We start from the raw sequence: 26,308 nt of genomic DNA, 5'->3' as shown, positions 1-26,308 counted from the left end.
TGCGTAATTTCTTTGGTGAGGGTTAATCCGATAGGATTGTGAAGCATTTATTAGGGTGCGAAACTTGAGTAATATACAATTTAAATTCCGGAGATATCCATGAAGCGAATTCAAAAGCAATATCTGAATGAGCAAATGTACCGCCGTATCTACCTGACTTTGATGTTATCCCTATTGCATTTGTATTCTCTATCCATTTTTTAGGAGACATTACAAAAGAGTTGGAACCCGATTCGTTTTTAAACTGGTCGAATTCGACCAGTTTAAAATTAGGATTATTCAATCGTTCCCAAGTTCCTAAATATTCTAGGGTATTTCTATTTCTCAACCAATTTTTTATTAAATCAGCCGGACTGTCTTTGTTTTCATATTTAGCTATGTCGGTCAAACTTATATAATCTTTCTTTTCTCCGAAAGTAACGGATATTTCATTTCCATGAGCTATAATTTTAGGTGGCACTGTTGATCATCCTCTCATTTTAAGTCATTTTTCGTACTATTCATTAGTAATAAAATAAATGACGCACATATCAACTTCCTATAAATATATCTAATCTATTATCATTATTATATCAATAAGGGTATCGAACCACAACAAAAAAGAACTTATGTTTGCATTTTTGCATCCTGATTATTAATTTATAGAAGTATATTCACCCAGATTGTTCATTTGGGAATAAAAGAGAAAGTATATTGGTATCATTATCAAAGGGTAAAGTGAGCTTAAAATGCCACAACAAAATGCTAGTATTTACGTTATAATAAACGTGAGGTGAATGAAATGAAGTGGCGTATAGCTTTAGTCGATGATGAAGCAGTTCAGATAGAATTATTGAAAAAGTTATTAAAAGAATATGGACAAGCTCATGAAGTATCCTTTCAATTTTTGTGCTTTGAATCAGCAGAGGCCTTTTTGTTTCATTTTGAAGAAGATAAAGCCATTGACTTACTGGTTCTGGATATTGAAATGGATGGTATGAACGGTTTGGAGTTGGCTCACTTACTGCGAGAAAAAAATCAGGATATAAAATTATTATTTGTCACAGGTTATACGGATTATATGGCAGATGGGTATGAAGTGAGTGCGATGGATTATATTCTTAAACCGGTGGACAGAAAAAAACTTCACCGTGTGCTGAACCGCTTCAAAAAAAGTACTCCAAAAAAAGAAGAAACACTAGTTATAGAAACAGCAGAAGAGAAAGTAAAAATAATTCAAGCCGATATCATGTATTTGGAAGCAGATGGACACCGAACCATTGTTAAGTTGATGGACAAGAAGTACGAAGCACTGGAGGGTATTGGTGTGTTTAAAAAAAAGTGTCAGCAGACCTGTTTGTTCAAAGTCACCGATCCTACTTAGTTAATCTTGACCATATTAAAAGAATAAGTAAAACAGATATCTATATGGATAATCATACTTTAGTACCTGTTTCAAGAAGATTATATAAAAAAGTCAATGAAGCCTTTATTCAGCACTTTAAAGAAGGGTTGATACAGTGAGTCCTTATATCATGATTATAATCTCAGTGATTGGCTTAGCGATAGTAGGATTTGGCTTGCGTCATCTTATCCGTTCTTATTATGATAAGAAAATTACTGAAGCCAATGCCACACTTATCCGTTCCCACGTAGAAGAGGTAGAAAGTATTTATAAGCAAATGCGCGGATGGCGTCACGATTATAAAAATCATATCCAAGCGATGAAAGCTTATCTCGAATTGAATCAACTGACTCAATTGAACAGTTACTTAGACGAATTGGATGAAGATTTAGTATCTGTTGATACGCTGATAAAATCTGGAAATGTCATGATGGATGCTGTTTTGAACAGTAAGTTGACATTAGCCCAGTCAAGAGGAATTACTCTTCGGGCAAAAGCTCAAGTACCGAAAACGATTCAAGTGCAAGATGTTGATTTAGGCATAATATTAGGAAATTTATTAAGTAATGCCATTGAAGGCTGCATGACTCTTGAGAATCCAGAAGACCGGGTAATTCGTGTGTACATCAATGAAATGAAAGGGCAACTTTACATCAGTGTCACGAACACAATGAATCACACAATAAGGAAATCAGGGAATGAAATCTTAACAACTAAAAAGGGAAAAGATCATGGGTTTGGTCTCAAACGAATTGATTCGACGGTCAACAAATATGAAGGGTTTATTAACCGCCAGTTTGAAGAAGGAGTGTTTGCTACGGAAGTCACCTTACCGTTGTGACACTCTTTTTTTCTATTCTTTAAGAAACAGCGTCTACTCTGTTAGATGCTTATCTTGTATAGAGTTATATCGACCGTTCATGTGTGTAAAAGGACCATTCAAGAATGAGGAGCCACTTTTTTTCAAATGGATATAAGATAGAAGTGAGGTGAAAGAGATGAAGAAAAAATCAGAACAGAAGTATACAGCAATAAATAATATTTGGTTTTTACTCAAGGAAATCGCAGTGTACGATAAGAAGTTGTTTTTGTATGTCGGGTTAGCATCCGTTTCAGGCATGCTCCTGCCTTTAGCAACATTAGGTTTGACGGCGATTGTCATAGAAGGCGTTTCGACTGGTCAAAATGTGGAATGGCTAATTGGAACTTTTGTTGCCTTACTTGTGGGAGTACTGGTTTTAACGGTGCTCTCTAAAACAAATATGATGAAACTTCAAATGCAGGGAAATATTTTCAGAGTGATCATATTGAATCGTCTGGCCGTTCATTTAATGAAGATTGACTTTGATGTATTTGATGGAGATGAAGGACAGGAAAAAATAAATAAAGCCTTTGATACAGCAAGTAATCCGCATCAAGCATTTCAGCATATATTCCTTGTGCTTGAAGGACTTACAAAGAGCATCCTCGGTTTCCTTCTCTATAGTTATATTTTAGTAGACATTCATTGGCTGTTTATTGTACTCGTTGGTGTCTCATCAGTAATCAATTTCTTATACAGTCTGCATATTAATACATTAGAAGACGACAATAAGAAAGTGGTATCACCCGTTAATCGGAAAATTACTTACTTAACAGAACAAACAGGTCATTTTCAGCGGGCTAAAGATATGCGATTGTATAAAATGGAAAACTGGTTTGGAGATATATTCTCCCAATTGAGTCAAGAAAAATATCAGTTAACCCATCAGGTGAGACGCAGAAAGATTGGTGGAAATATTTTAGACGGAGGATTTAAGCTAGTTATAGATTTAGTTGCCTATGTTCTACTGATTCAAATGATTATTAGTGGAGAAATTAGTGTGGCTAGTTTTACCGTATACTTCGGTGCTATTGCTACTCTGTCTCAGTGGATTAGCGGTATTCTCAGAAGAATTGTTGACTTAAATAAAGCAGGAATGGAAATAGATGATTACAGGGAATTCATGGAATTAAAAAGCACGCGCAACCATGGAGAAGGAGTGGAGACAGAAGTTTCACCCTCCCTTCCTTATTCTATAGAATTTAAAAATGTTTCCTACAGATATCCGGAAGCTGAAACAGATACGATTAAGGAGTTTAATCTTACCATTAAACCAGGAGAAAAAATGGCCTTAGTTGGAGTGAATGGAGCAGGGAAATCGACATTGATTAAGTTACTAACCGGTTTATATCGTCCAACAGAAGGAGAGATTTTAATCAATGGCCACAGAATGGATGAATACAATCTAGATGATTACTACGCTCTCTTTTCAGTCGTTTTCCAGGATTATTATGAATTGCCTGTTACGATTGAAGATATGGTTTTACAAGGAAAAGAAAAAGATGATGTTTATTTAAATAAAGTAGAAAAAGAAAGTGGATTAAAGCACGTGTATCAGTCACTGCCTAAAGGAAGAGAAACAAAGTTAGTTAAACGCATTTTCTCAGATGCAGTTGACTTATCGGGCGGGCAGAAACAAAAGTTGCAATTGGCCAAAGCCTTGTATAAAAATGGTCCGATACTTATTCTGGATGAACCGACGGCAGCCTTGGATTCCATTGCTGAGAGTGAAATCTATCAGCAGTATGAATCCTTGTCGAAAAATAAGACTTCTATTTTTATTTCCCATCGATTAGCTTCTACACGTTTCTGTGATCGCATTGTCTTTCTGGAGGATGGGAAGATTATCGAAGAAGGCACGCACTCTGAGTTAATGAGATTAAGAGGGAAGTATTTTGATATGTTTGAAACACAAAGTTATTATTACAAAAATGAAGTAGGTGAAAAGCAGCATGCAATCGTTTAAAGAAAGTGCCCAGTTGATGTGGCGCGGGTATAAAGAAGTGTATGAACTAGAACCGAAATTGATACTGATTAGCCTGGCACAGGGAGTCTCTGAAGGGCTGTTCCCGTTCATCAGCTTGTTTTTCACATCGTGGATCATTAATATACTATTTACCCAGCCCACTTTTGAAGAGCTGATTCCTATTATTGCTTCAGCGTTACTGTTGACTTTTACGGCGAATGTCTTAGCAAATGGTCTGGAACATTATAGAATAACCTTATATTATCAAGCGAAAGACAAAAAAGACATGAAAATGAACAACAAAGTCATTTATATGGATTATGAATTTATTGAAAACACAGAAGTACATGAATTGAGAAATTTTCTGGATATGGCAGAACTGTCAGGCGGACAGGGTTTGCATTATTATATGTTAGAAACAAAAGGTCTCATTACTCAGTTGATTTCCTTAGTTGTAGCTAGTGTGTTTGTCCTACAGATATTTACGGCAGAGGTTCCAGCCACAAGCTCATTATCTTTTCTTAACAGTGGATGGTTTTTAGTAGGAGTTATCATCGTAGGCATTGCCTACTTCCTCTATGCATCCAAAATTTATGAACGAGGAGTCAACGCATTAAATAAAATGCTTGAAAGTGCGACGCATACAAATAATATATACGGATTCATAATGAATCAACTCTTTGATTATCAGTCAGGGAAGGAAATCCGTTTATATAAACAACAGAAAGTATACAGTAAAGTGTTCAAAGGTATGTCGGAATCAACTGGTGAAGCCTTAACAACTATGCAAAATGAGGAAAACCTGGGAACCACTAAACTTCAAATATGGATTCATTTGTTTTTAGGTTTGGGTTTCTTGTTTACAACACTGAAAGCTATTGGGGGAGCAATACCGCCTGGTTCAATCGTTATTTATACCGGAGCCCTCTCCAACTTTATGATGGCTTTCCCTGAGTTTGTCTCAAATGTCTCTCAGTTAAAAAACAATAATAAAGTCCTTAAGAAATATTTTGAGTTTCTTGAATTGAAAAGTGAAAAACACGAAGGCACGTTGCCAATCGAAAAACGATCAGATCATGAGTATGAATTGGAAGTACGCAATGTTTCCTTTAAATACCCTGGTTCTGACGACTATGTATTGAAAAATATTAACCTCAAGTTAACTATCGGAGAAAAAATGGCGATTGTAGGGATGAATGGAAGCGGCAAGACAACGTTCATTAAGTTACTCGCTCGATTATACGATCCGTCTGAGGGCGAAATTTTATTAAATGGTATTGATATTAAGAAGTACAACTACGATGAATATTTGCAACTTTTTTCAGTAGTCTTTCAAGATTTCGGACTCTTCTCCTTTAGCTTAGGAGAAAACATTGCAGCTTCAACAGAATATGAGAAGGAAAAAGTGCTGTCTGCCATTGAAGATGCTGGCTTTAAAGAGCGCTATGATAAGCTACCAAAGGGACTGAATACGTATCTTTATCAGAATTTTGAAAAAGACGGTGTAGAAGTTTCTGGAGGAGAAGCACAAAAAATAGCCATGGCTCGCGCCATCTATAAAGATGCCCCCATTGTCATTTTAGATGAACCAACCGCAGCTTTAGATCCCATTGCGGAGTTTGAAATCTATTCTCATTTTGATAAAATTGTTGGAGATAAAACGGCCCTTTATATTTCCCACCGACTTTCCAGTTGCCGATTCTGTGATGAAATCGTTGTTTTTCATGAAGGGGAGATTGTCCAAAGAGGCCCACATGAGGAACTCGTAAAAGACAAGAAAGGGAAGTATCATGACTTATGGTATGCCCAGGCGCAATACTATACAGAAGATGACGAAGGAGAAATTAAAGAAGTTGTCTTAACGTAAAATAAATGAAAGATGCCCTTACCACTTTATTCTCAGTGATAAGGGCATTTTGTTTATTCTTCTACTTTTTCAAGTGGTTTCACAGCTGGGCCGTCGAGGACGTCGCCTTTATAGGAGAATCGTGATCCGTGGCAGGAACAATCCCATGACCGTTCAGCGTCATTCCAGTCTAAGCCGCACCCCATATGGGTACAGGTGGTTTTGACTACATGAAGCGTGCCGTCTTTATCCCGGTAACCTCCCACTTTTTTACCATTGACTGTGACCAAACCGCCTTCATCTATGGCTAAGCTTTCGGCAGGCTTGTCTGGTCGCTTAGCATGTTTCACGACGAAATCTTTTCCGACCGCTGCATTCTTTTTAGTAAACTGCTGCACGTCTTTTGTTTTCAATTTATTACGCAAGGGGTCAAATAAGTCGCTGTAATCATTCTCTTGATTTAAAATAGTATCCGTCAGTAACTGACTGGCGGTAGCTCCCATTGCCATGCCCCATTTATTAAAGCCAGTCGCAACGAGTATATGTTCGGAAGAATGAATCATCTGTCCGATATAAGGCACTTTATCCAAAGTAGTCAAGTCTTGTGCTGACCAGTGATAAGGAACCTCTTGTAAATCAAACCAGGTTTTCCCGAAGTTTTCAAGATTACGGTAGTGAGCTTCTGTATGGGTGTGGCGTTTCCCCGTTTGATGGCCATCTCCACCGATTAATAAGTACTCTTCACCCGTTGCGCTGCGGGCTGAACGAAGGGAACGACTCGGTGACTCGGTACTGATATACATGCCTTTTGGAACAGGTTGATTCACTTTCGCTGCAAGCAAATAGGACCGTTCAATAGATAATTTTGAAAAGTATAAGCCATTAAAATCATTAAAAGGGTAGTGTGTAGCGACAACAACTTTTTCACAATCTAGAGCCGCCTCATTTTCCAGATGCACTCTCATTTTACCCTTACATACTTTGACTGCACGGGTATTTTCGTAAATCTCCCCACCGAGTTTTTCAATCTCTTTTAATAAAGGGGCGAGAAATTTAACAGGATCAAATTGGGCTTGATTCGGCATAGTGAGTGCCGCTGTTGTTTCAAAAGGCAATTCATCCACTTGCCCATTAATTAACGTCCCATCAATATGAAGTTTTTGATACGCCTGGGCTTCTTTATCAATTTGTTTTTTTCCTTTAGTTGAAGTAGAAAATACAGTGGCATCCCGGGTTTCAAAGTCGCAATCGATTTCCAGCGATTCACTGATTTCTTTAATCATATGAAGGCCGTCTCTGTTCGCTTCATAGTATAAACGCGCCTCTTTTTCTCCAAAGGTGCTCATCAGCTCATTATAAATCAGACCGTGCTGAGCAGAAATCTTAGCTGTTGTGTTGCCAGTCACTCCAGATATCATCTCTCGCGCTTCAATGAGAGTGACTTTTTTCCCAGCTTTGGCTAGTAAATAAGCCGTGAGTATCCCAACGATTCCCCCACCGATTACGCCGACTTCTGTTGTTTTATTTTCTGTTAAAGACGGATAGCGGGGGATGGAGTGTTTAAGCCAAAGGGATTGGGGGAATTGAGAAAGGTGACTATTTGTTGAGTGGGTGTCCATAAAACTCCTCCTTCAAAAGACTTCTTTTTTTGAGTATAGCACTCTTGAATTTAGAAGGAAAAAGATAGCCTTATTTTACCCTCTAAAAGGAGTGAGCATCTCAATAAAAGGGCTGAGCAGGAATTATTGAGACGCAAATCCATTTTGCATCTCAATAAAAGGGTTGAGCTGGATTTAACGAGACGCAAATCGATTTTGCATCTCATTAAATTATTTTAAAAAAATTAACCGGATGCAAAGAGGAATATCTGTATTTTTTTGCTTATCAGACTAATAAAACTATAATTTAAAACTCTAAATGCGTTATAATATAAGAAAAGGAGGAGTTCAGGATGTGTGGAAGATACGGCTTAACTGTCTCCAAAGAAGAACTGGAAGAACGCTATGAAGCCAAGTGGTCAGAAGGGGATTTTACTGGCCAGGAGGAAATATTTCCTACTGCTGACACTGTTGTCCTCTTGCCGAATCGAAAGTTGTACCGGATTAAATGGGGCTTTACACCCAATTTTGCGAAACGCCCTTTAATCAATGCCCGATCAGAAACGATTTTAGAAAAGAAAACATTTAAAGAGCCATTTTCAAAGAGGCGCTGCCTGATTCCTGCAACTTACTTTTTTGAGTGGCAGAAAGTAGAGAGCATTGAGAAAAAGGAGAAGAAACGCATTCAAATGAAAGACTTACCCATTTTTTCTATGGCAGGTATATGCGAACGGTATACCAATGAAAATGGAGAAAGTCAGCTGACCTATTCTATTTTGACAACTGAAGCCAATAAACAAATGGCTTCTATTCATGACCGAATGCCAGTTATTTTAGAACCGGAAGACGAACAATTTTACTTGAATTTAGACAATGACCCTAAGGAAGTTCAGGCACTATTAAAACCTTCTAGCCGAAAATTAGAAATTACACATGTGGGCTAAGTAAACGGAAATCCCTTGCATTTTTCAGCCTATAAGCTTAGGATAAAATGGAAGAGTGTGAACAGTTAATGAGTGGAGGCCACTATGACAAAAAAGAAAAAGCAGTTGCGATTGTTTTCGTTGAACTCAAATCGACCGTTAGCTGAAGAAGTCGCTAAAGAATTAGGAATGGAACTAGGAAAAGCCGATATTACAACCTTCGAAGATGGAGAAATCAGAATAAACATTGAAGAAAGTATTCGAGGGGATGATGTCTACTTCATTCAGTCGACCAATCACCCAAGCAATGATTACTTGATGGAAGCTGTTATCATGATTGATGCCTTAAGACGGGCAAGCGCACGTAAAATCAATGTGGTGATTCCTTATTACGGCTATGCCAGAAAAGACTCCAAAGAACGTCCGAGAGAAGCTATAACCGCTAAAGTTGTCGCCAATATGCTGACAGTAGCCGGAGCAGACCGAGTTGTGACGATGGAAATGCACAGTCCACAGATTCAAGGATTCTTTGATATTCCAACAGACCACTTATCTGCCGCAGCTCTCTTAGCTAATTACTTTATTGACAGAGAATTATTTGGGGAAGAGGTCGTGATTGTCTCCCCAGATCATGCCGGAGTATCTCGTGCCCGAGAAATGGCTGAACTTTTAAATGCGCCTCTAGCCATTATTGATAAACGGGAAGAAGAAGAACAAGATATCCCTCATAAATACAATATTGTAGGAGACGTTGAAGGAAAAATCTGTATTTTATATGATGACTTAATAGATACAGGTAAAACAGTGACCATAGCGTGCGATACACTTCTGGAAGCGGGAGCAGTAGAAGTCTATGCCTGTGCGACCCATGCGGTCTTTTCTCACAATGCTATTGAAGTATTAGATCAATCCGCACTGAAAAAAGTCGTCGTGACGAATACAATTGATCTGTCTCAAAAGAGTTTATGTCCTTTGGTTGAACAGATTAGTGTGGCCATCATTATTGCGGATGCCATCAAACGTATTTACGAACACAAATCCATTAAGCCTTTATTTGATAAACGATACGTTGAAAAACTGGAACACCATGAATTAATTTAAATAAATCAGACGCCCTTTGGACCCATTAGTCGGTTTAGAGGGCTTTTTTATAAAAAAATTAACTTTCTAATAGTAAGTGCTTGAATAAAAACGCTTTAAAGCTTAAACTGAAAGAGGACTAAAGTTAAAGGAATGAGGAGATTATATGAAAAAAGTAAACTCTGTAACTGAATTGATCGGACAAACACCTATTTTGAAGCTGAATAAGGTTGTAGCCGAAGATGCGGCTGATTTATATGTGAAGCTTGAATCGATGAGTATTGGAGGCAGTGTGAAGGACCGTATTGCTTTGAATATGATAGAGCAAGCTGAAAAAGACGGAATCATCAAACCGGGTGATACGCTTGTGGAAGGAACAAGTGGAAATACGGGTGTGGGCTTGGCTATGGTAGCTGCTGCAAAAGGCTATAAAGCTATTTTTGTTATGCCTGATACGATGAGTAAGGAAAGACGTGCGTTAATGAAGGCTTACGGTGCGCAATTGGAATTGACACCTGGGGCCGACGGAATGCCCGCTGCTAATGCGCGTGCAGAAGAGCTGGCTTCAAAACCAGGGCACTTCATGCCTTCTCAGTTTACAAACCCGGCTAATCCGGCTGTTCATGAAAAAACGACGGGCCCTGAGATTCTGGAAGCTTTCGGTGGAGATTCACCAGATGCCTTTGTTGTGGGTGTCGGTACGGGTGGAACGATAACCGGTGCAGGTAAAGTGTTGAAAGAGAAGAAATCCGATGTTGAATTAATTGTTGTGGAACCGGTGGAGTCGGCTGTTTTAAGCGGCAAAGAAAAAGGCCCTCACAAGATTCAAGGGTTAGGTGCAGGGTTCATCCCAGAAGTGTTGGATACTGATTTATATTCTGAGGTCTTAACGGTTTCCAGTGAGGAAGCAATCGATATGACTCGTCGCTTAGCCAAAGAAGAAGGCTTGCTCGTGGGAGTGTCCGCTGGAGCAAACGTGGTAGCGGCGATTAAAGTTGCGGAACGCTTAGGCTCTGGTAAACAAGTGCTAACGGTTGCGCCCGACACAGGTGAGCGTTATTTAACAGCCCCCGTTTTTGCTGAAGAAGAGTAAATGGCATTTATCTATCAAACAGAGTGAAAAAATCTCTTCGTTTGAAGGATAAATTATATTTATACACCTTAAAGAGTGACACGTTTATATAAAAACTATCAATGAGATAACATATGAAAATCCCCTAGACACTTGTAGAAGCTCACAAGGTTCTAGGGGATTCTTTTATTTAGACTCTCTTTTATTCAGAATCTGTTTATTCTGAGGTCTCGTCTGAAGAAGATAAGCCCATTTCCTGTTTCATACGCGCTAATTCATCTTCTACAGCAGCTGAACCAGAACTACCGTATTTCTCTTCCAATTCTTTTGCAGGATCAACCGGTTCCTGATTTAATTCTGCCATCGCATCCGCTTCGTCCAAGCGGCGAGAGGCTTTATCTTCCATACGCTGGAATGAACCCATAGCTCCTTTGGATTTTCCGACAGAATCGCTTACTGTGTTTAATTTTTCCTGAGTGTCAGCGACAGACATCTGTGCTTTAATCATAGAGCGACGGTTACGCAATTTTTCAATATCGGAAGCCAGTTTGTCATGCATTTGGCGCATTTTAGAAGCATTTTCATGTGCTTTCGCATAAGAATTGGTTAAACCAGTTCCGACATCTTCTAATTCCTGTTTCTTAGATAAGAAGACTCGGGCATCATCGTCATTTCCGGCTTCTAACGCTTTTTTAGCAAAGTTACTGTATTTAGCTACTTCTGCTTCATTCTCATCAACTAAGCGTTTAGCACGTGTTTCTTCAGCCATCACACTAGCTGTGTTTTTCTTCACTTCAGCTAAATCGTCCATCATATCGCGTAAATATTGATCGATCATTTTTTCTGGGTCTTCCATTCGATCAATCATCGCATTGACGTTCGCGCTGATTATATCTGAAAACCGATTTAAAATTGACATGTTGTTTCCTCCTATAAAGATGTTTGTATTTAAATATATTTAATAATTATCCCAATCGTCATCGTTCTCTTTTTCAGAGTACTTCTTAGATAAGTTTTCCGCTTCAGAATCTGAACTTCCAAAAGTTTCTATTGGGCGGCTCAGCATCTCTTCAGTGCGTTTGGCTTCTTTCTCTTTGCTTTCCTGTTTAGACTTCCACCAACGGTATAGAAGATAAAGACCGATAACGACACCAAAAATGATAAACACTGGAATCCACGGTGAAGTGGTCACTTCCATAATGCGTTCGGCTGCTTCGTAAAAGGATTGACTGAAATACTGCTCTTCGTCTAGACTTCTATCATAGTAATTACGGTCCAGATAATCCAGTAAAATGTCTCCCGCTTCCGTATCAATGACGCTTCTTGCCTGTGAACCCGTTACATAGTAGGTCATATAATCATTTGGTCTTGGTTCAAAAAAGACTAATAATAAATGGGCTTCATCTGTAAAGAGCTCATCGTATAAATCGTTGGCGTAGGTTTCTACTTCATCCATGGAAGGATTAGCTGAACCATTGATGTCGCCAGTGATATGGACGTGAGGCTGTACACCTGTTTCATTATAAAAATGACGCAGTCCATTAACGGCTTCAGTTTCATTCTGAATCCATCCTAATTCATCACTGTAATAGTCTGTTTCATTCACCATTCCGGAAGGTAAAGGTTCACGTTCAATCGTTGAACGGGTAATGTTTCCGCCAGTCCCTCCGCCTCCTCCGCCACTGAACAAGCCAGTAGTTGAGAAAAGGGAAAAGAATATAAAGATAAAGAAGAATACTATCAAGATACTACCGCAGCCGCAACCTCCGCCGCCGCCAGGATAATATCCACGTCGTCTTCTACGACCTCCAAACCATGCAGGGCCCATCATCGGTCCGTAACGGGGTCGACGATTGTATCCGCCGCCAAAACCGCCGCCGAATCCACCGCGATTACCGCCTCGGTTGCCTCCGCCAAAGCTTCCGCCTCCACGACCACTACCGAAACCACCGCCACTTCGACCTCCGCCTCCACGGCCGCCACCGAAGCCACCGCCTCGAGATCCGCCACCGCTAAAGCCACCACCGCCACCGCGGCCGCCGCCTCTTCCCATATGTATCCACTCCTTCTTTAAACGATATATTACTAGTGTATAAAATTTAACATAAGAGGTAAAGCAATGCAATTTTTAACTATTGAAACTTATCAATCTGACTAAACGGTATGACTGGGGTTTGGGGCGGGGAGATAATGAATCGAGACATGCATTCTATGCAGTATTTTATAAATATCATGTTAAACTGACAGTAAGATGCACTCATTATGTATACAGGAGGGAACAGATATATGAAAAAGGACTCAAATGACGGAATCCAATCCGAATGGTCAGAATACGAATTAAGAGAAGGCCTGAAATCGCGTTTACTTGAAGAAGAAGCTCTGAAAAGGGGATTTGAAGTGGAGCGGTTGACGTTTGATAAGATGATTGTTTCCATTAATGGAAAACACCTCTTATTTAAAGATATGAATGGTCCAATGTCATCGACGGCTATAAATGAAATAGTAGATAACAAATACTTAGCTCGAACTTTAATCAAAAAGACGGGCATATCTACACCTTCTTCTACCTATTTGTTGATTCATCAGAAAGAAGAGATTTTAGACTTTGTTCATTCTATCGGTTATCCCGTCGTTTTAAAGCCCAATAATCTAGCAAGAGGACAAGGTGTCTTTACGCATATTGATAGCGACGAGTCCTTAATTATTCATTTAGACAAAATCAGTGAGGTCATTGGAAGTACAGACGAAAGAATACTTATTGAGAAACAGTTTATAGGAGAAGACTTCCGTTTCTTTGTCGTAAACAATGAAGTTTTAGCTGTCACTCAAAGAGCACGGGCAAATGTCACAGGCGACGGAAAACAGACCATTTTTGAACTCATTAGAGAAAAAAATGAGAAACGACTACAAGATAGGGATTTGAAGCACTATTTAATCCCTACTGATCCGAACAAGCTAGGAAGATTATATCGTGAAGGCAAAACGATTGACTCTATCCCTGAAAAAGGCGAAAAAGTGATTATTCGTGATGAATCCAATATCGCTAGCGGAGGAGAAGGGATAGACTTCACAGAAAAAGTGCAGCCTGAATTCAAGAAGATAGCTGTTAAAGCGGTCAACAGCATTCCAGGCTTTCGCTATGCAGGAGTAGATGTGATAGCGGAAGACATTACAAAAGAACCGAACAAATAGAACTATATCGTGACAGAAGTCGAATTCAGTCCTGGTCCATTGAGCATGTTTCCTTGGAAAGGACCTGCTCGTGATATGGCCGGTCCGATACTTGATTTTTATATGAATCATCTGGATCACATTAAGTAAGTGGATTGAAGAGAAGGATTGTTTATATGTTTAATTTTAGAAAGGAATATAGAAAGGCGGGTATAAATGGCAAAAAAAACCCGAACCAATAAAATAAAATGGCTCATTGGATTAAGCTTCACGGCTCTATTCTTTTACTACAGCATCAATTTGATGCGTCAGGAGTTTAAACTAGGTTTGTTTTTACTGATTGGATGGGCACTGGGTTATGCCATAAGCCGGTCTGAAATTGGATTATCCTCTGGATTTGCTGAATTTTTCACTAAAGGGAGTAGTCCGAGACTAAATGGCTTACTTGTTTTATTTGGATTAGGGGCTTTAAGTGCCGCTATCGTCCACTATATCTATCACTTAAATGGAGCAGTGCCAAATTTTAGAGCAGCTTCTGATCAAAGCACCATTCCCGGAACAAGCGCTGTAGTACCAGTTAATTTAGGTTTAATAGTCGGATCTTTTATATTTGGAGTAGGACTGACATTGAACTCTGGTTGTGGACTCGGTACGCTCCAAAATATTGGGCAAGGGAATCTGCGTTATATATGGACCTTGTTCTTTCTTATAATAGGGACCATTCCTGGACAATGGGTAAGCTATCATCTCGATCAGTCAGTTATTCATGACTACGGCTTCCGTCTTTACTTACCTGATGCTTTAGGGTACAGAGGGACTTTTCTATTCATCTTTTTTATTCTTATTTTCATTGTCTTTCTAACCAAAAAATACAAGCAAATAAGGAAAAGAAAAGGCACTTATCAATCAACCGAATCAAATATATTGACTGATTCATACGACGAAACAGCCAGTAAATCTTTACGTAAAAAGTTCTTCTTCAGTGTATATAAAAAATATTGGCCTAGAATTGTCACTCATCTACTCATCACTCTCTGTCTGTTGTTTGCTTTAACCTTAACGGGAGAAACGTTAGAAGTAACAGAGGCCTTTAAAAAACCGGCTGTCGCATTTTTTCAAACTTTGGGGGTTTCTTTTAATAATCCTGCTTTTAATAGTACGATAGAAACCGTTGAGGAAGGCTTATTAAATAACTACTTAATAAGACAGAATATAGGAATCGTAGTTGGTGCAGCAACCTTTGGCATCACTTCCTTAAAGTTTAAATTTAGCTTTTCAGAAGGAATGAAAGAAAGACTGCTTCGTATAGTAAGTGGATTACTTATGGGCTTTGGAACGGTACTGGCAAGCGGCTGTATGATGGGAGCCTTGTATTCAGGGATTGTAAACTTATCTTTATCCGGATGGGTCGTTTTTGCCTTTATGAGTTTAGGAGGATATTTGACTGTTCGCGTCATGAATGGAAAAGTCGGGACCATTCCAGAAATTGAAAATTAAAGCTATTGAAACCCCGTAGTATTTATATTACGGGGTTTTTTGCTTTCTAAAAAAGTATTGTCGAGACTTTTTTAAAATGATAGAATGGTTAAATAATAGTAGTATTTTGATTAGAAAATTGAGAGGTGATCGTTTGAAAATACATGTTTTGCAGGTAAAGTTATATACTACTTTCTTTTTTAAAGTAGCATTAGCCAATAAACTGAACTTTCTTTACACACTACTTATACCGGCTGTCTTGTTAAGTCTACAGCTCTATTCTCAACCGGGTAATGAGGAAGGAGTGAGTCATGCCATTATTTATAGCTGGCTAGCCTATATGGTTATTAACCATGCATTGACCCATACGTTTGCTGTATCCATTCTCAGAGAGCAGGGGTATCTTAAGCAATATCACACTGTTGTAACAAGTGTCTACATATTTCTCATTAGTGAAGCTTTAGTTGGTCTTTTTAAATTATTGGCTTCAACCTTGATGCTACTTATACTCGTCTCATTTTTAACTCCCCTTTCTATAACTCGTTAGCTATAGTATCTTTTATAGCGATAGTCTTAACCTATCCAGCATTAGTCCTACTATTTTCTTTTTTTCTACGGTTTAAAATCAACCGACAAACGATCGGCACCATTCAAAATGCAGCGACAATGATTTTGATTGCTGCTCTTATTCTGACGCAGGCATTTTTATCTAATGAATTGACATTGCTTTTAAATATAATTAATCCTCTGAATTTAATTATGAGCACCTTTTACAGCGTACAACTGATAAGTCTGAGTGACTTGTTGTTGACTGTTGTTCCCATATTAATCTTATACATCGCAATAGGTATTTTTTCATTAAAACACATCGAAATTCTTCCATCGGAGGGACATTAGCTATGCTAAAAGAAAGGACTGACTTAAATGAAGTTGAACGTTAAGCACTTTAGTCGTAAAAAAGTCCATTCCTTATGGAGGATATGGAATATAGTGTGGCAGATAATAAAGTCAATTTTTTAATTGGAAAAAATGGATCGGGTAAAACAACACTCCTAGATATTTTTCTAGGTTTAATACATACAAAACAAGCAACCAGAAGCTACGATATTGGAAATGACTATATATATATTAATCAGATGATTCCATTGCTAGGATCGTTAGAATGTCGAGAAATAGTTCAACTTGTATTGGGGCTGAAATATGAAAAGAGCTCTTTGACTATTCATGATTTAGAAGCAGATGTAGATGAGTTTACGATAAAGATTATAAAAGAATTTTGGGATATAAAATATAACCATTTATCTGGCGGCCAGAAGAAGTTATTTCAGCAAGTTCTGTTTATTCAATTTGACAAATCTGTTTATCTACTAGATGAGCCGACCAATTTTTTAGATCGAGAAAATGTACACGAATTATTTAGAGTCATTAATGCAAAGAAAAACAAGACATTTATAATCGTTACTCATGATTATCGTGATCTTGAAATAGTTGATGACTATTATGTAACGATCATTGATAAAGGATCAATCAAAGGAAGGTTCGACAAGGAAGAATTTGAAACTCCAGAAACGTCCAGTCAGTTTTTAAAATATTTTAAAGGGTGAATTCATTTAGATAAACTGAAAAAAGTGCATTAAACTATCTATTTTATTTTTTAGAAACATTGTGATGACAAGGAAAAAAGACCCAATCTTCAGTAATAAAACTGGAGAATGGGTCTTGTATTTGTGGCTTTAGCTATTTTCTAGTGGCGGGTTCCATTTTCATTGATTTTTGAGCCATAGGGTGTCTCTTTCCTAAAAACCAGTGGGTCCGTCTCATCCACTCAAACTTCTGCATCATCTTAACCACCGGCTTGATTTTCTTAGGCACAATGTTTCGGTAAGATTTAGTTAAGCCTAAGATGACACGAATAGTAGGAGCAATGGCTTCTTTCGCTTCGTACTGCTTCAGAGGGAAGGAAAGGTCAGCGGGATTAAAAACATAATCTTCTGGTTTTCCAGGCCAATTCCTATACCGTTCAAACTCTTCGTCATTAAAGCCAGTCAAGAAAGGTCCATGGTTGACAGTAGCGACTTCCACATGATGCTCCATTAACTCCTGGCTTAATGTACTGGCTATTCCTTCTAAAGCATACTTTGAAGACACATAAGAACCTGAAAAAGCATTGGCCATGAGTCCGGATATAGACGTAATAAATACGATTCGTCCGCTTTTCTTTTTAATCATCTGTTTTGCAAAGCCTTGTGTGAACAGTAGCGTTCCAAACACATTGACTTCATACTGATGTCTGAAATTCTTTTCAGGAATGTCTACAAGCGACCCTCCCTCAGAGACACCTGCATTATTCACCAGTATATCAACATCCCAAGTCCAGGCTTTCTCCCGATCGTCTGAATTGGTGATATCCACTTTTTCAATTCGTAAAGGAATACCTAAAGCTTGGGCATCCTCTTGAAGAAGTGCCGCCTGCCTGGTTGTTTCTGTCGCTGCGATAACGGAGTAACCCAATTTTCCAAGTGTCAGTGAAGTTAATTTTCCAAAGCCGCTTCCAGCACCAGTAATTAAAATTGTACCGACGTCCATTCTGTTTCCTCCTAGTATTTTGTCGCTTAAAGTATACCAGTCAACCATAAATAATAAAAATGTAAGAGTCTGACAATAGTTTGAACTCTATTGAGGAGAATGATTCCAACTCATAGAGACTAAACCGCTGGAGTTGGAATCAAAAAGGAGATTGATTCCAACTCGTAGAGACTAAACCGCTGGAGTTGGAATCAAAAAGGAGATTGATTCCAATTCGTAGAGACTAAACGACTGGAGCCGGAATCAAAATGGGAAATGATTCCAATTCATAGAGGTTAAACCACAATATATGGAGCATTTTTGATAGTATAGGGTAAAGAGTCGAATTTCAAAAAAGGAGACAGAGACATGACTGATGTGAGAAAAAGAGCGTTAGAACTAAGTAAGGAAAAAGGGGGGAAGTTTGAAACAGGGTCTAAATTTCCGATTGAAACCATGGAGGATTTGGCCATAGCCTATACACCGGGAGTGGCTGAGGTGAGTTCGGCTATAGCGAAAAATAAAGACGACGTGTATACCTATACGTCTAAGAGAAATTTAGTGGCAGTCGTAACAGACGGATCAGCTGTGCTTGGCTTAGGAAACATTGGACCTGAAGCGGCGATTCCTGTCATGGAAGGAAAAGCTGCCCTGTTTAAACGATTTGCTGGAGTGGATGCCGTTCCGATCTCTTTGAATACTCAGGACGTGGATGAAATCGTGTCTCATATTCAAGCCATTGCCCCTTCTTTTGGAGGGATTAATTTAGAAGACATTAGTGCGCCTCGCTGTTTTGAAGTGGAGAGACGATTAAAAGAAACACTGGATATTCCTGTTTTTCATGATGACCAACATGGGACTGGAATCGTTGTTCTCGCTGCACTATACAATGCTCTCAAGTTGACCGGTAAGAAAATAGAAGAAGTAAAGATTGTTGTGAATGGCGGTGGGGCTGCCGGTATAGCTATTTCCAAGCGTCTGTTGTCTGCTGGAGTGAAGCACCTAACAGTGGTTGATAAAACAGGGATTATTTCAAAAGACGATCCGAACTTGGATGAGCGCCATAAAGAAATAGCGGAATTAACGAATAAAAATAATGTTAAAGGTGACCTGGAGACAGCTGTACAAAATGCGGATGTGTTTGTGGGTGTATCGGCTCCACATGTTTTGAAAAAAGAATGGGTTCAAACGATGAATGAACAGGCGATAGTGTTTGCGATGGCTAATCCGGAGCCGGAGATTATGCCAGATGAAGCAAAAGAAGGCGGAGCCTACATTGTAGCTACTGGCCGAAGCGACTTTCCTAATCAGATCAATAACGTTTTAGCTTTCCCAGGAATCTTTAGAGGGGCTCTTGACTCGCGTGCACGTGATATTACAGATGAGATGCAGATTGCAGCGGCTAAAGGGATAGCCAGCGCTTTATCGGAAGAGGATCTGAGCCCGAATCAGATTATTCCAGATGTCTTTACTCCTGGACTAGCTGAAGCAGTCGCTAAAAGTGTAACCGATGTGGTCTCTCAAAATAGGAGTGACTAAATGGAGAAACTGATTCATGCTATCCAAAAGAAAGTAGACTCTTCTGAGAACCGTCTTATGATTGGTATCTCAGGACATGGTGCATCAGGAAAAACAACTTTTACACAAGAACTGATAAATGGGTTAGGAAAAGAAAAGGTAGCGTATCTTAACACCGACCCATACATCCTATCATCGGATGTAAGAAAATATTCACTCATTCCTTATTCTTGTGAGGGGATCGATTATAAGTATAAAATGACGGCTTGCCACCCAGCTGCTCATGCTGTTTCCATTTTGGAAAGAGATCTTCGGGTGCTTAAAGAAGGGAAGGATTTCCTATCCATTACCAATCACTATGTAACCGGTCAATGGATAGCACCAAAAAAAGTGACTATCGTAGAGGGAATGAGCACAGCCTTTGTCAATCTCAACTTATTTGACTTAACATTATATTTTTATACGGATTCAGATACAGAACTGGAAAGAAGACTGGAGCGGGATATTTCGGAGAGAGGGACAAAAAAGGAGTATCTCATCGACTCCCATCAACACCGACGCATCCAGTATGATGTGTTCATGCATCCTTATAGTCGGAACTTTGATATAGTGATTCAAAATTCCAATCAGGAGTATAGAATTGAGAAAAATACGCTTTTTTAAAATAGCAGAGAAGGAGCCTGATAGTAGTGAGTTTAGAAGAACAGTTAAAAGGAACAACGTGGAAATTGGAGTCCTATCAATTAGAAGATAAAAATGGAGAAATCTTATATCCGCTTGGTGAAGATGCAGAAGGTTATATTTATCTGACACCAGATAGCCGGCTGTCCGTTCACATCATGGCGAAAGACAGAAATGCTGAAATAGATAAAGGTAAATTGTTTAATACAGAAGCCGAAAGAGAAATGGCTGAACGAGGTTACCATGCCTATACGGGCCCGGTGACATTGGATGAAGAGGCACAAACGTTGACGACTGAAGTCGAATTGAGTTTATTGCCGTCTTATGTTGGGACAAAACAGACGCGTTCGGTTAGGTTAGAAGGTGACACTTTATACCTTTCGAATGTGCAGCATCCCGAACGCCAATTAGTCTGGAAAAAAGTCTAAAAAAAAAATCGAACGCCCTTTTGACTAAATTGTCGGGCGTTCGATTTTTTTATTTGACTAATTTTAAGAAACTTTTCGGTGGCTTGACGGTGAAACGCTTCAGTTCTTCCGTAGCGGGATGGATAAAGGCTAACGTTGTGGCATGCAGGCCTAAACGCTTAAGCGGATTAGTTTTCGCGCCATATTTTTTATCCCGAACAATCGGATGGCCGATATCTTGTAAATGCACACGAATCTGATTCTTTCTTCCCGTTTCTAGTTCGACTTCGAGTAAAGAATACGTCTCGTTTCCGTCGATTCTTTTGTAATGGGTAACAGCGTGTTTGCCGCCTTTTTCTTTCGGTCCAGAGTACACGCGCATGGCATCATTTTCAATCAACCAAGAGGTAATGGTGCCTTCTTCTTTAACGACTTTTCCTTCGACTACGGCTGTGTACGTACGCTCTTTGACCACTTTTTTCCAGTTTTCCTGTAAAGCTTGCTGGGCATCCACTGTTTTAGCGTAGAGCATAACTCCAGACGTGTCCCGGTCGAGTCGGTGGACGATAAAAATGTGGTTCGTCGGATTATCTGCTTTGACGTAGTCATTCAGTTGACGGTAGGCATTCAGCTCATTAGGATTTTTACCGGACATAGAAAGCACACCGGCGTCTTTATTAATAACAATAATATCTTTGTCCTCATGCAGGATTTCAATACCAGTTAAGGCGTTTTGCTTCATAGCTGCTTTATTACTCAAAATCTCAACGACTTGTCCAGGCTTAAGGGGGTAGTTGTGTTGGGTGATTGTTTTTCCATCCACACTGACTTGTCCGCGAGTTAAAATTGATTTGACTGAATTACGGCTTTTGTTGTTTAAGGTTTCTAACATAAAGGGCAGGAGAGTGGTTGCTTCTTGAATCGTATAAATTGATGTCTGTTTATTTTTAATGGGTCTCACTCTTTCTTACATATTTTCTATAGTGTAGCACGAAAAGAATCGATTTATCTAAAATTATTCGTCTATTCTTTGTAAAAAATAAATAACAGATGCTATTTGTATTTAAAAGGCGACTAAGTTGCATGACCTATAAAGAGTATTTTATATTTATTAGTAGAGTGCTTCTTTATTAAGGATATATAATAATGTTCTCATGGTATACTAATAAAAATAAATACTTTAGTGTAATCTTTCTCGTCGCGCTAAAGATTGAGGAGAGAATCAGATGGAAGAGAAAAGAAAAACCGGGATAGTCGAACGCGTCCTGAGCGGGATTGAGCGAGCCGGAAATAAAATGCCCGATCCGGTTATGATATTTATTATACTTATTGTCCTTATCATATTAGCTTCTTGGATACTTTCTGCGATGGGCGTCGAAGTGGTTAATCCGGCAAGTGGAGATGTGGTGCAAGTCCAAAGTTTACTGACGCGAACCAATCTGATTCGAATGATTGAAGAGGCGGTTACTAATTTCACAGCCTTCCCCGCTCTCTGACTCGTTCTGGTCGTTATGCTGGGAATTGGATTAGCTGAACAATCCGGATACTTTGAATTGCTTTTGACATCCGTTGTTGAAAAAGCACCCGGCAATTTAGTCTTGTGGGTCATTATCTTTGTCGGGATATTAGGTAACGTAGCCGGAGATGCGGCTCCAATCGTTATTCCGCCTCTTGCAGCGATTATATTCCTTAAGATGGGTTACCATCCAGTGGCTGGAGCTATTGTGGGATACGTGGCTCCCTTAGGCGGCTTTGCGGCTAACTTGATTCCGGGGATGTCAGATGCATTAGTTTATGCCTTTACCGAGCCCGCAGCGGCCTTAGTGGATGGCAGTATCAGCTTAAATGTGTTAATGAACTACTATTTTATTGCTTTTTCAGCCCCTGTTTTACTTGTTGTGATTTATTGGATACTTAAAAAATATACACTGCCCCGTATGGGTGAATACAAACCTGAAGGTCAGAAGATTCAAGAAGCGAAAGAGTTTAGTGATAGAGAAAGAAAAGCCATTAAGTGGGCTAACTGGAGTTTTGTCCTTGTTGTGTTAGCTCTTGTCGCTTTGACCGTGCCATCCAGTGGCCTACTGAGAAATCAGGAAACAGGAAGCATAGTCAATGACTCTCCTTTAATGAATGGCATAGGGCTTATTATGACCATTCTCTTCTTTATTCTTGGCTTAGTTTATGCCCTCGCTGCGGGAACAATGAAAAACTCGAGAGAATTTTCAAAAATGCTTTCGGATTCTATGTCTTCAATGGGAAGCTTCATTGTCATTGTTTTCTTTGCTGCTCAAATGATGGCTTACTTTGAATGGAGTAACTTAGGGACGATACTAGCTGTTTCAGGAGCAGACTTGCTACAAGATCAAAGTGGGATGGTGTTGGTTGTCGGCTTCATTGGATTAACAGCGATTATCAATCTGTTCATTGGAAGGGCGAGTTCCAAGTGAGCTATTTTAGCTCCTATTTTTATCCCAATGTTCATGCTTTTAGACTTCCACCCAGCCTTTACGCAAATCGCCTACAGAATAGGGGATTCTATTACCAACCCATTATCCCCGATGATGCCTTATATGCCTTTATTACTGGCAACCATTCAGAAATATGATAAAAAAGCTGGTATTGGAACGCTTATGGCTAATACCTTGCCTTACTCAGTTGCCATAGGAATTATTTGGACCGTATTAATTATTGTATGGTATTTACTGAATTTACCACTTGGACCAAACAGTCCAGTACTTTTATAAGAAAGGAAATGTGTGACTAATGATTGGATTAAAAGAAGAATGGCTGAAAGATATTGAAGCCAGAAAAGACCAGGTTATTGAATACCGCCGCTATTTACATCAGCATCCGGAATTGTCTTTTCAAGAATATGAGACGAGTCAGTTTATTTATGATGAGATGAGTAAGCTGTCGAATGTGGAGGTTACAAGGCCTACTGAAACATCTGTCTTGGTAAAAATTGAAGGGGGAAAACCGGGTAAGACAATCGGTTTGCGGGCAGATATTGATGCTTTACCTATTCAGGAACAAAGAGATGAATTAGCATTTCAATCGACTGTTGACGGGAAAATGCATGCGTGCGGCCACGATGGGCATACGGCTATTTTAATGGTAGCCACTCAGTTTTTAGCTGAGCACGCAGAAGAAATAGAAGGAACGGTTTACAGCATTTTCCAGCATGCGGAAGAATTGCCCCCTGGTGGAGCTCAAGAAATGGTAGCGACGGGCATTTTTGATGATTTTGACTTTATTTATGGTCACCATTTATTCTCAACGATGCCTCTTGGAACCATTGATATTAAAAGCGGACCAAATACAGGAAATTCAGATTTGTATGAGTTAACGATATACGGTAAAGGTGGCCATGCGGCTTATCCTAATAGCAGTGTGGATCCTATTATTGTGGGCGGAGACATTTTAAACAAAATGCAGACCATCATATCTAGAAAATTGAATCCTTTAAACGCCAGTGTCATTTCCAATACTGTTTTCCAGGCGGGCTCAAGAGACGGACTGAACGTTATTCCGGATACAGCCTTCCTGGGTGGAAGTGTGCGTACAAATGATTCCAAAGACCGTGAAATCATTGCAGAGGAATTTGAGCGGATTGTAAAAGCGAGCTGTGATGCCTACGGTGCGACCTATGATTTAAACTACACTATGGGCTACAGCGCTGTTCAAAATGACGAAAAGACAACGGAGATTGTCAAAAGCATTGCGGAAGAGCTCTTTCCTGATCAGATAGAAGAGTTACCGCCATCTTTAGGAGGAGAAGACTTTTCTGCCTTTTCAGAAATTGTTCCGAGTACCTATATTTGGATAGGAGCAGGAAATGCTGAAAAAGGCTATGATTACCCGCACCATCATCCAAAGTTTGCATTGGACGAGGATAGCTTTTTAACCGGTGTCAAACTCTTTGTCGGAGTAGCAATGAATTACTCGTCGTTAGCAGATAACTAAATCAAAAAAACAGGGTTGTCTTTACCATTCTCTAGAATGTATAGACAGCCCTGTTTCTTTAAGAGCCTGTTCTATTTTTTAAAAAATCTTTTACAGCTTGGACTTCATGACCCCACCAGTAGGGCTTGTAACTGGAAATTCGTTTCACTTGAACTGTTTTATCATTAACAGGAGGTCTTCTGAATGTTGGTTGATTAAGTGTGTTTTCTGGTCGATGTCTTTTGTTAAAGATGCTTGAGTTTGAATTTTATCACTCATGGTTTCAATACTGGTAACGATTTCCAGAACAGATTCTTTTATAGTGTCTAGTATAGTTTCAATTTGCTTAACGGCATCTGCTGTGTTGTGAGAAAGTTTTTGAATTTCTTGGGCAACGACACTGAATCCACGACCGTGTTCACCTGCTTGAGCCGCTTCAATGGATGCATTTAATCCCAGCAAGTTGGTTTGTTCAGATATTTCTTTAATCAAATGGGCGACAGCTTGAGTGGATTCGATATTCTCTCTCGCTTTTTCCGATGAACGAACGGTCACTTTATTTTCGATAGCCAAATCTGAGGCATCCTTGGAAATGTTTTGAATATGTTCAGCCAATTCACTTAATGTATGAGTGAATGAATCCACATTGTGTTCGATACGGTCATTGTCATTTTGACGTCCTCTTTCATAATCGATGTCTCTTAAGACTCCTGCCAATATGAGGGGATGATTCTGCTCGTCACACTGTTTAACAGCTGTTAGACTAAACCATCTCACAGACTCATCTTTCGTTTTCATCTCAAAATGCGTGTTAAACTCCTCTAAGTCAGAGTGATCAAACAGATAAGAATGAAAAGCTTGACGTACTCTTTCCGTGTGCTCTGGAGTGATATGGTTCATCCATGTTTCCACATCTGGTTCAAAATAGTCTGATTCTTCATAGCCTAAAAGGCGTTTGAACTGAGGAGAATACCAGGACGTTTCTCCACTTGACTCCTCAGAGCTCAAGTCGATGCCCCACGCTCCTTCTAGAGTGTTTAGACTGAGATGAAGGGATTGTTCAATCAAATCCAAACGGGACAGCAGGGTAAGTATCTGATCCTGATTCTCTCTGCTTTCATTAAGGTTTCTTAAGGTCCCAATATGACGGTAGGCTTTACCGTCGTCATCTCTTAAAACCTTTGCCCTGACATGAACCCATTCTGCTCTATTATCTTTCGTGAGACTCCGGTATTCAAGATCATAAGGTTCATCGTAATCAAGAAGCTTCTGATACGCTTCGGACACTCTTTCTTTGTCCTCCGCTGCAACAGTTTTTAGCCAACTGTTCAATACATTGGGAAAGTCTCCTTCATCTGTGTATCCTACTTCTTTTCTCATGATGGCATTATATGTATTGGCACTATCTTCAGATAATTCACCGTCTACAATCTCACCGTCCCAGGTCCCTATATTGTTTAAGTCAGTGACTACAGAATGCTTAATAGCCAGTGCCTCGTATTTTTCTTGTTGCAACATCAGCACGTCATTCATGGACTGAATGAGACGGTTGACTTCTTTGTTTTTTGAACCTACCGATAACTGAATAGGGTGTTCTAAGTGTTGAGTGAGTAAGGATTTAGCTTGCTCAAGCTCATAGGTGAGTTCTTTAATTGCTTTGGTCCCTTTTAACACGACATAACCTCCTGCTTAATTAAGTGCTTTCATATTTATATAATCGGCATTCCTGTGACAAGATTAATAAAGGAATGAAACCCTTATCTTTGGTGTGCTTAAATGGAGGGATACTTTGATTGAAACCATTAATAGTGAAC

General features: G+C 39.3%; 22 protein-coding genes and 2 pseudogenes. 17 read left to right on the top strand and 7 right to left on the bottom strand.

What is annotated here, in order from left to right; genetic code table 11:
* Positions 1–64: 64 nt before the first annotated feature.
* Positions 65–460 (bottom strand): annotated as a pseudogene (locus ABDZ53_RS10375) (KilA-N domain-containing protein); the annotation flags it as partial.
* A 321-nt stretch (positions 461–781) separates the two neighbouring features.
* Between ABDZ53_RS10375 and ABDZ53_RS10370 the strand changes: the two are divergent.
* The 5 genes from ABDZ53_RS10370 to ABDZ53_RS10355 all read left to right on the top strand — a co-directional run bounded on the left by ABDZ53_RS10370 (position 782) and on the right by ABDZ53_RS10355 (position 6,079).
* Positions 782–1,363, top strand: a complete 582-nt coding sequence (locus tag ABDZ53_RS10370; RefSeq protein ID WP_343756257.1) for a LytR/AlgR family response regulator transcription factor — start codon at positions 782–784, stop codon at positions 1,361–1,363.
* Positions 1,321–1,503, top strand: a complete 183-nt coding sequence (locus tag ABDZ53_RS12955) for a LytTR family DNA-binding domain-containing protein (RefSeq protein ID WP_425541705.1) — start codon at positions 1,321–1,323, stop codon at positions 1,501–1,503. Before ABDZ53_RS10370 ends, ABDZ53_RS12955 begins: the two co-directional genes overlap by 43 nt.
* Positions 1,500–2,225, top strand: coding sequence for a GHKL domain-containing protein (locus ABDZ53_RS10365; protein ID WP_343756255.1), 726 nt, complete (start codon positions 1,500–1,502; stop codon positions 2,223–2,225). The genes ABDZ53_RS12955 and ABDZ53_RS10365 overlap by 4 nt, the downstream gene beginning before the upstream one ends.
* A 157-nt stretch (positions 2,226–2,382) precedes the next feature.
* A complete protein-coding gene (locus ABDZ53_RS10360) occupies positions 2,383–4,212 on the top strand; it encodes an ABC transporter ATP-binding protein (protein ID WP_343756253.1) in 1,830 nt (609 codons plus the stop codon).
* Positions 4,199–6,079 carry an ABC transporter ATP-binding protein gene (locus ABDZ53_RS10355; RefSeq protein ID WP_343756251.1) on the top strand — a complete coding sequence of 627 codons (1,881 nt, stop codon included), beginning with the start codon at positions 4,199–4,201 and terminating at the stop codon, positions 6,077–6,079. Before ABDZ53_RS10360 ends, ABDZ53_RS10355 begins: the two co-directional genes overlap by 14 nt.
* 53 nt (positions 6,080–6,132) lie before the next feature.
* On the opposite strand, the gene ABDZ53_RS10350 is transcribed toward ABDZ53_RS10355, so the two are convergent.
* Positions 6,133–7,677 carry an FAD-dependent oxidoreductase gene (locus ABDZ53_RS10350; protein WP_343756249.1) on the bottom strand — a complete coding sequence of 515 codons (1,545 nt, stop codon included), beginning with the start codon at positions 7,675–7,677 and terminating at the stop codon, positions 6,133–6,135.
* Between the two features lie 332 nt (positions 7,678–8,009).
* Between ABDZ53_RS10350 and ABDZ53_RS10345 the strand changes: the two genes are divergently transcribed.
* The 3 genes from ABDZ53_RS10345 to cysK all read left to right on the top strand — a co-directional run bounded on the left by ABDZ53_RS10345 (position 8,010) and on the right by cysK (position 10,752).
* Positions 8,010–8,600 carry an SOS response-associated peptidase gene (locus ABDZ53_RS10345; RefSeq protein WP_343756247.1) on the top strand — a complete coding sequence of 197 codons (591 nt, stop codon included), beginning with the start codon at positions 8,010–8,012 and terminating at the stop codon, positions 8,598–8,600.
* An 84-nt stretch (positions 8,601–8,684) separates the two neighbouring features.
* Positions 8,685–9,680 (top strand): ribose-phosphate diphosphokinase, encoded by a 996-nt coding sequence (locus ABDZ53_RS10340; RefSeq protein ID WP_343756245.1) that lies wholly within the window; start codon positions 8,685–8,687, stop codon positions 9,678–9,680.
* A gap of 145 nt (positions 9,681–9,825) precedes the next feature.
* Positions 9,826–10,752, top strand: coding sequence for a cysteine synthase A (gene cysK / locus ABDZ53_RS10335; protein ID WP_343756243.1), 927 nt, complete (start codon positions 9,826–9,828; stop codon positions 10,750–10,752).
* 196 nt (positions 10,753–10,948) lie between these two features.
* Here cysK and ABDZ53_RS10330 read toward each other — a convergent pair whose 3' ends face one another.
* Positions 10,949–11,650, bottom strand: coding sequence for a PspA/IM30 family protein (locus ABDZ53_RS10330; protein ID WP_343756242.1), 702 nt, complete (start codon positions 11,648–11,650; stop codon positions 10,949–10,951).
* A gap of 39 nt (positions 11,651–11,689) precedes the next feature.
* On the bottom strand, positions 11,690–12,784 hold the full coding sequence (locus tag ABDZ53_RS10325) for an OPA3 family protein (RefSeq protein WP_343756240.1): 1,095 nt from the start codon (positions 12,782–12,784) through the stop codon (positions 11,690–11,692).
* Positions 12,785–13,017: 233 nt separating this feature from the next.
* Here ABDZ53_RS10325 and ABDZ53_RS10320 point away from each other — a divergent pair, with 233 nt between their 5' ends.
* The 4 genes from ABDZ53_RS10320 to ABDZ53_RS10305 all read left to right on the top strand — a co-directional run bounded on the left by ABDZ53_RS10320 (position 13,018) and on the right by ABDZ53_RS10305 (position 16,982).
* Positions 13,018–13,923 (top strand): ATP-binding protein, encoded by a 906-nt coding sequence (locus tag ABDZ53_RS10320; RefSeq protein ID WP_343756238.1) that lies wholly within the window; start codon positions 13,018–13,020, stop codon positions 13,921–13,923.
* 195 nt (positions 13,924–14,118) lie between these two features.
* Positions 14,119–15,399: a YeeE/YedE family protein gene (locus ABDZ53_RS10315; RefSeq protein ID WP_343756236.1), complete on the top strand. Its 1,281-nt coding sequence runs from the start codon at positions 14,119–14,121 to the stop codon at positions 15,397–15,399.
* A gap of 133 nt (positions 15,400–15,532) precedes the next feature.
* Positions 15,533–15,925, top strand: a complete 393-nt coding sequence (locus ABDZ53_RS10310; protein WP_343756234.1) for a hypothetical protein — start codon at positions 15,533–15,535, stop codon at positions 15,923–15,925.
* A gap of 433 nt (positions 15,926–16,358) precedes the next feature.
* Positions 16,359–16,982: an AAA family ATPase gene (locus tag ABDZ53_RS10305; RefSeq protein WP_343756232.1), complete on the top strand. Its 624-nt coding sequence runs from the start codon at positions 16,359–16,361 to the stop codon at positions 16,980–16,982.
* Between the two features lie 133 nt (positions 16,983–17,115).
* Here ABDZ53_RS10305 and ABDZ53_RS10300 read toward each other — a convergent pair whose 3' ends face one another.
* Positions 17,116–17,964 carry an SDR family oxidoreductase gene (locus ABDZ53_RS10300; RefSeq protein WP_343756230.1) on the bottom strand — a complete coding sequence of 283 codons (849 nt, stop codon included), beginning with the start codon at positions 17,962–17,964 and terminating at the stop codon, positions 17,116–17,118.
* A 348-nt stretch (positions 17,965–18,312) separates the two neighbouring features.
* On the opposite strand from ABDZ53_RS10300, the gene ABDZ53_RS10295 reads away from it, so the two are divergent.
* The 3 genes from ABDZ53_RS10295 to ABDZ53_RS10285 are packed head-to-tail and all read left to right on the top strand — an operon-like array spanning position 18,313 to position 20,570.
* The gene (locus ABDZ53_RS10295; RefSeq protein WP_343756228.1) at positions 18,313–19,482 is read left to right on the top strand and encodes an NAD(P)-dependent malic enzyme; all 1,170 of its coding nucleotides are present in this window, start codon (positions 18,313–18,315) and stop codon (positions 19,480–19,482) included.
* Entirely contained in the window at positions 19,483–20,124 is a 642-nt protein-coding gene (locus ABDZ53_RS10290; RefSeq protein WP_343756226.1) for a uridine kinase family protein, read from the top strand.
* A gap of 26 nt (positions 20,125–20,150) precedes the next feature.
* Positions 20,151–20,570, top strand: coding sequence for a lipocalin-like domain-containing protein (locus ABDZ53_RS10285; RefSeq protein WP_343756223.1), 420 nt, complete (start codon positions 20,151–20,153; stop codon positions 20,568–20,570).
* Between the two features lie 49 nt (positions 20,571–20,619).
* On the opposite strand, the gene ABDZ53_RS10280 is transcribed toward ABDZ53_RS10285, so the two are convergent.
* On the bottom strand, positions 20,620–21,510 hold the full coding sequence (locus ABDZ53_RS10280) for an RluA family pseudouridine synthase (RefSeq protein ID WP_343756221.1): 891 nt from the start codon (positions 21,508–21,510) through the stop codon (positions 20,620–20,622).
* Positions 21,511–21,775: 265 nt separating this feature from the next.
* On the opposite strand from ABDZ53_RS10280, the pseudogene ABDZ53_RS10275 reads away from it, so the two are divergent.
* Positions 21,776–23,296: pseudogene (locus ABDZ53_RS10275) on the top strand (AbgT family transporter).
* A 19-nt stretch (positions 23,297–23,315) separates the two neighbouring features.
* A complete protein-coding gene (locus tag ABDZ53_RS10270; RefSeq protein ID WP_343756219.1) occupies positions 23,316–24,515 on the top strand; it encodes an amidohydrolase in 1,200 nt (399 codons plus the stop codon).
* Positions 24,516–24,659: 144 nt separating this feature from the next.
* Here ABDZ53_RS10270 and ABDZ53_RS10265 read toward each other — a convergent pair whose 3' ends face one another.
* Positions 24,660–26,168 carry a methyl-accepting chemotaxis protein gene (locus ABDZ53_RS10265; RefSeq protein ID WP_343756218.1) on the bottom strand — a complete coding sequence of 503 codons (1,509 nt, stop codon included), beginning with the start codon at positions 26,166–26,168 and terminating at the stop codon, positions 24,660–24,662.
* Between the last annotated feature and the right edge of the window lie 140 nt (positions 26,169–26,308).

Source organism: Alkalibacterium iburiense (genome assembly GCF_039521845.1).
In the GTDB taxonomy this organism is placed as follows: Bacteria; Bacillota; Bacilli; order Lactobacillales; family Carnobacteriaceae_A; genus Alkalibacterium; species Alkalibacterium iburiense.
The sequence above is the reverse complement of the archived record's forward strand: the minus strand, read 5'-3'. Positions and strand labels throughout refer to the sequence as shown.

Bases quoted from the DNA above. Each gene is read 5' to 3' on its own strand.
- ABDZ53_RS10370 (WP_343756257.1), top strand. From the start codon at position 782: ATGAAGTGGCGTATAGCTTTAGTCGATGATGAAGCAGTTCAGATAGAA.
- ABDZ53_RS10360 (WP_343756253.1), top strand. From the start codon at position 2,383: ATGAAGAAAAAATCAGAACAGAAGTATACAGCAATAAATAATATTTGG.
- ABDZ53_RS10355 (WP_343756251.1), top strand. From the start codon at position 4,199: ATGCAATCGTTTAAAGAAAGTGCCCAGTTGATGTGGCGCGGGTATAAA.
- ABDZ53_RS10350 (WP_343756249.1), bottom strand. From the start codon at position 7,677: ATGGACACCCACTCAACAAATAGTCACCTTTCTCAATTCCCCCAATCC.
- ABDZ53_RS10345 (WP_343756247.1), top strand. From the start codon at position 8,010: ATGTGTGGAAGATACGGCTTAACTGTCTCCAAAGAAGAACTGGAAGAA.
- ABDZ53_RS10340 (WP_343756245.1), top strand. From the start codon at position 8,685: ATGACAAAAAAGAAAAAGCAGTTGCGATTGTTTTCGTTGAACTCAAAT.
- cysK (WP_343756243.1), top strand. From the start codon at position 9,826: ATGAAAAAAGTAAACTCTGTAACTGAATTGATCGGACAAACACCTATT.
- ABDZ53_RS10330 (WP_343756242.1), bottom strand. From the start codon at position 11,650: ATGTCAATTTTAAATCGGTTTTCAGATATAATCAGCGCGAACGTCAAT.
- ABDZ53_RS10325 (WP_343756240.1), bottom strand. From the start codon at position 12,784: ATGGGAAGAGGCGGCGGCCGCGGTGGCGGTGGTGGCTTTAGCGGTGGC.
- ABDZ53_RS10320 (WP_343756238.1), top strand. From the start codon at position 13,018: ATGAAAAAGGACTCAAATGACGGAATCCAATCCGAATGGTCAGAATAC.
- ABDZ53_RS10315 (WP_343756236.1), top strand. From the start codon at position 14,119: ATGGCAAAAAAAACCCGAACCAATAAAATAAAATGGCTCATTGGATTA.
- ABDZ53_RS10305 (WP_343756232.1), top strand. From the start codon at position 16,359: ATGGAATATAGTGTGGCAGATAATAAAGTCAATTTTTTAATTGGAAAA.
- ABDZ53_RS10300 (WP_343756230.1), bottom strand. From the start codon at position 17,964: ATGGACGTCGGTACAATTTTAATTACTGGTGCTGGAAGCGGCTTTGGA.
- ABDZ53_RS10295 (WP_343756228.1), top strand. From the start codon at position 18,313: ATGACTGATGTGAGAAAAAGAGCGTTAGAACTAAGTAAGGAAAAAGGG.
- ABDZ53_RS10290 (WP_343756226.1), top strand. From the start codon at position 19,483: ATGGAGAAACTGATTCATGCTATCCAAAAGAAAGTAGACTCTTCTGAG.
- ABDZ53_RS10270 (WP_343756219.1), top strand. From the start codon at position 23,316: ATGATTGGATTAAAAGAAGAATGGCTGAAAGATATTGAAGCCAGAAAA.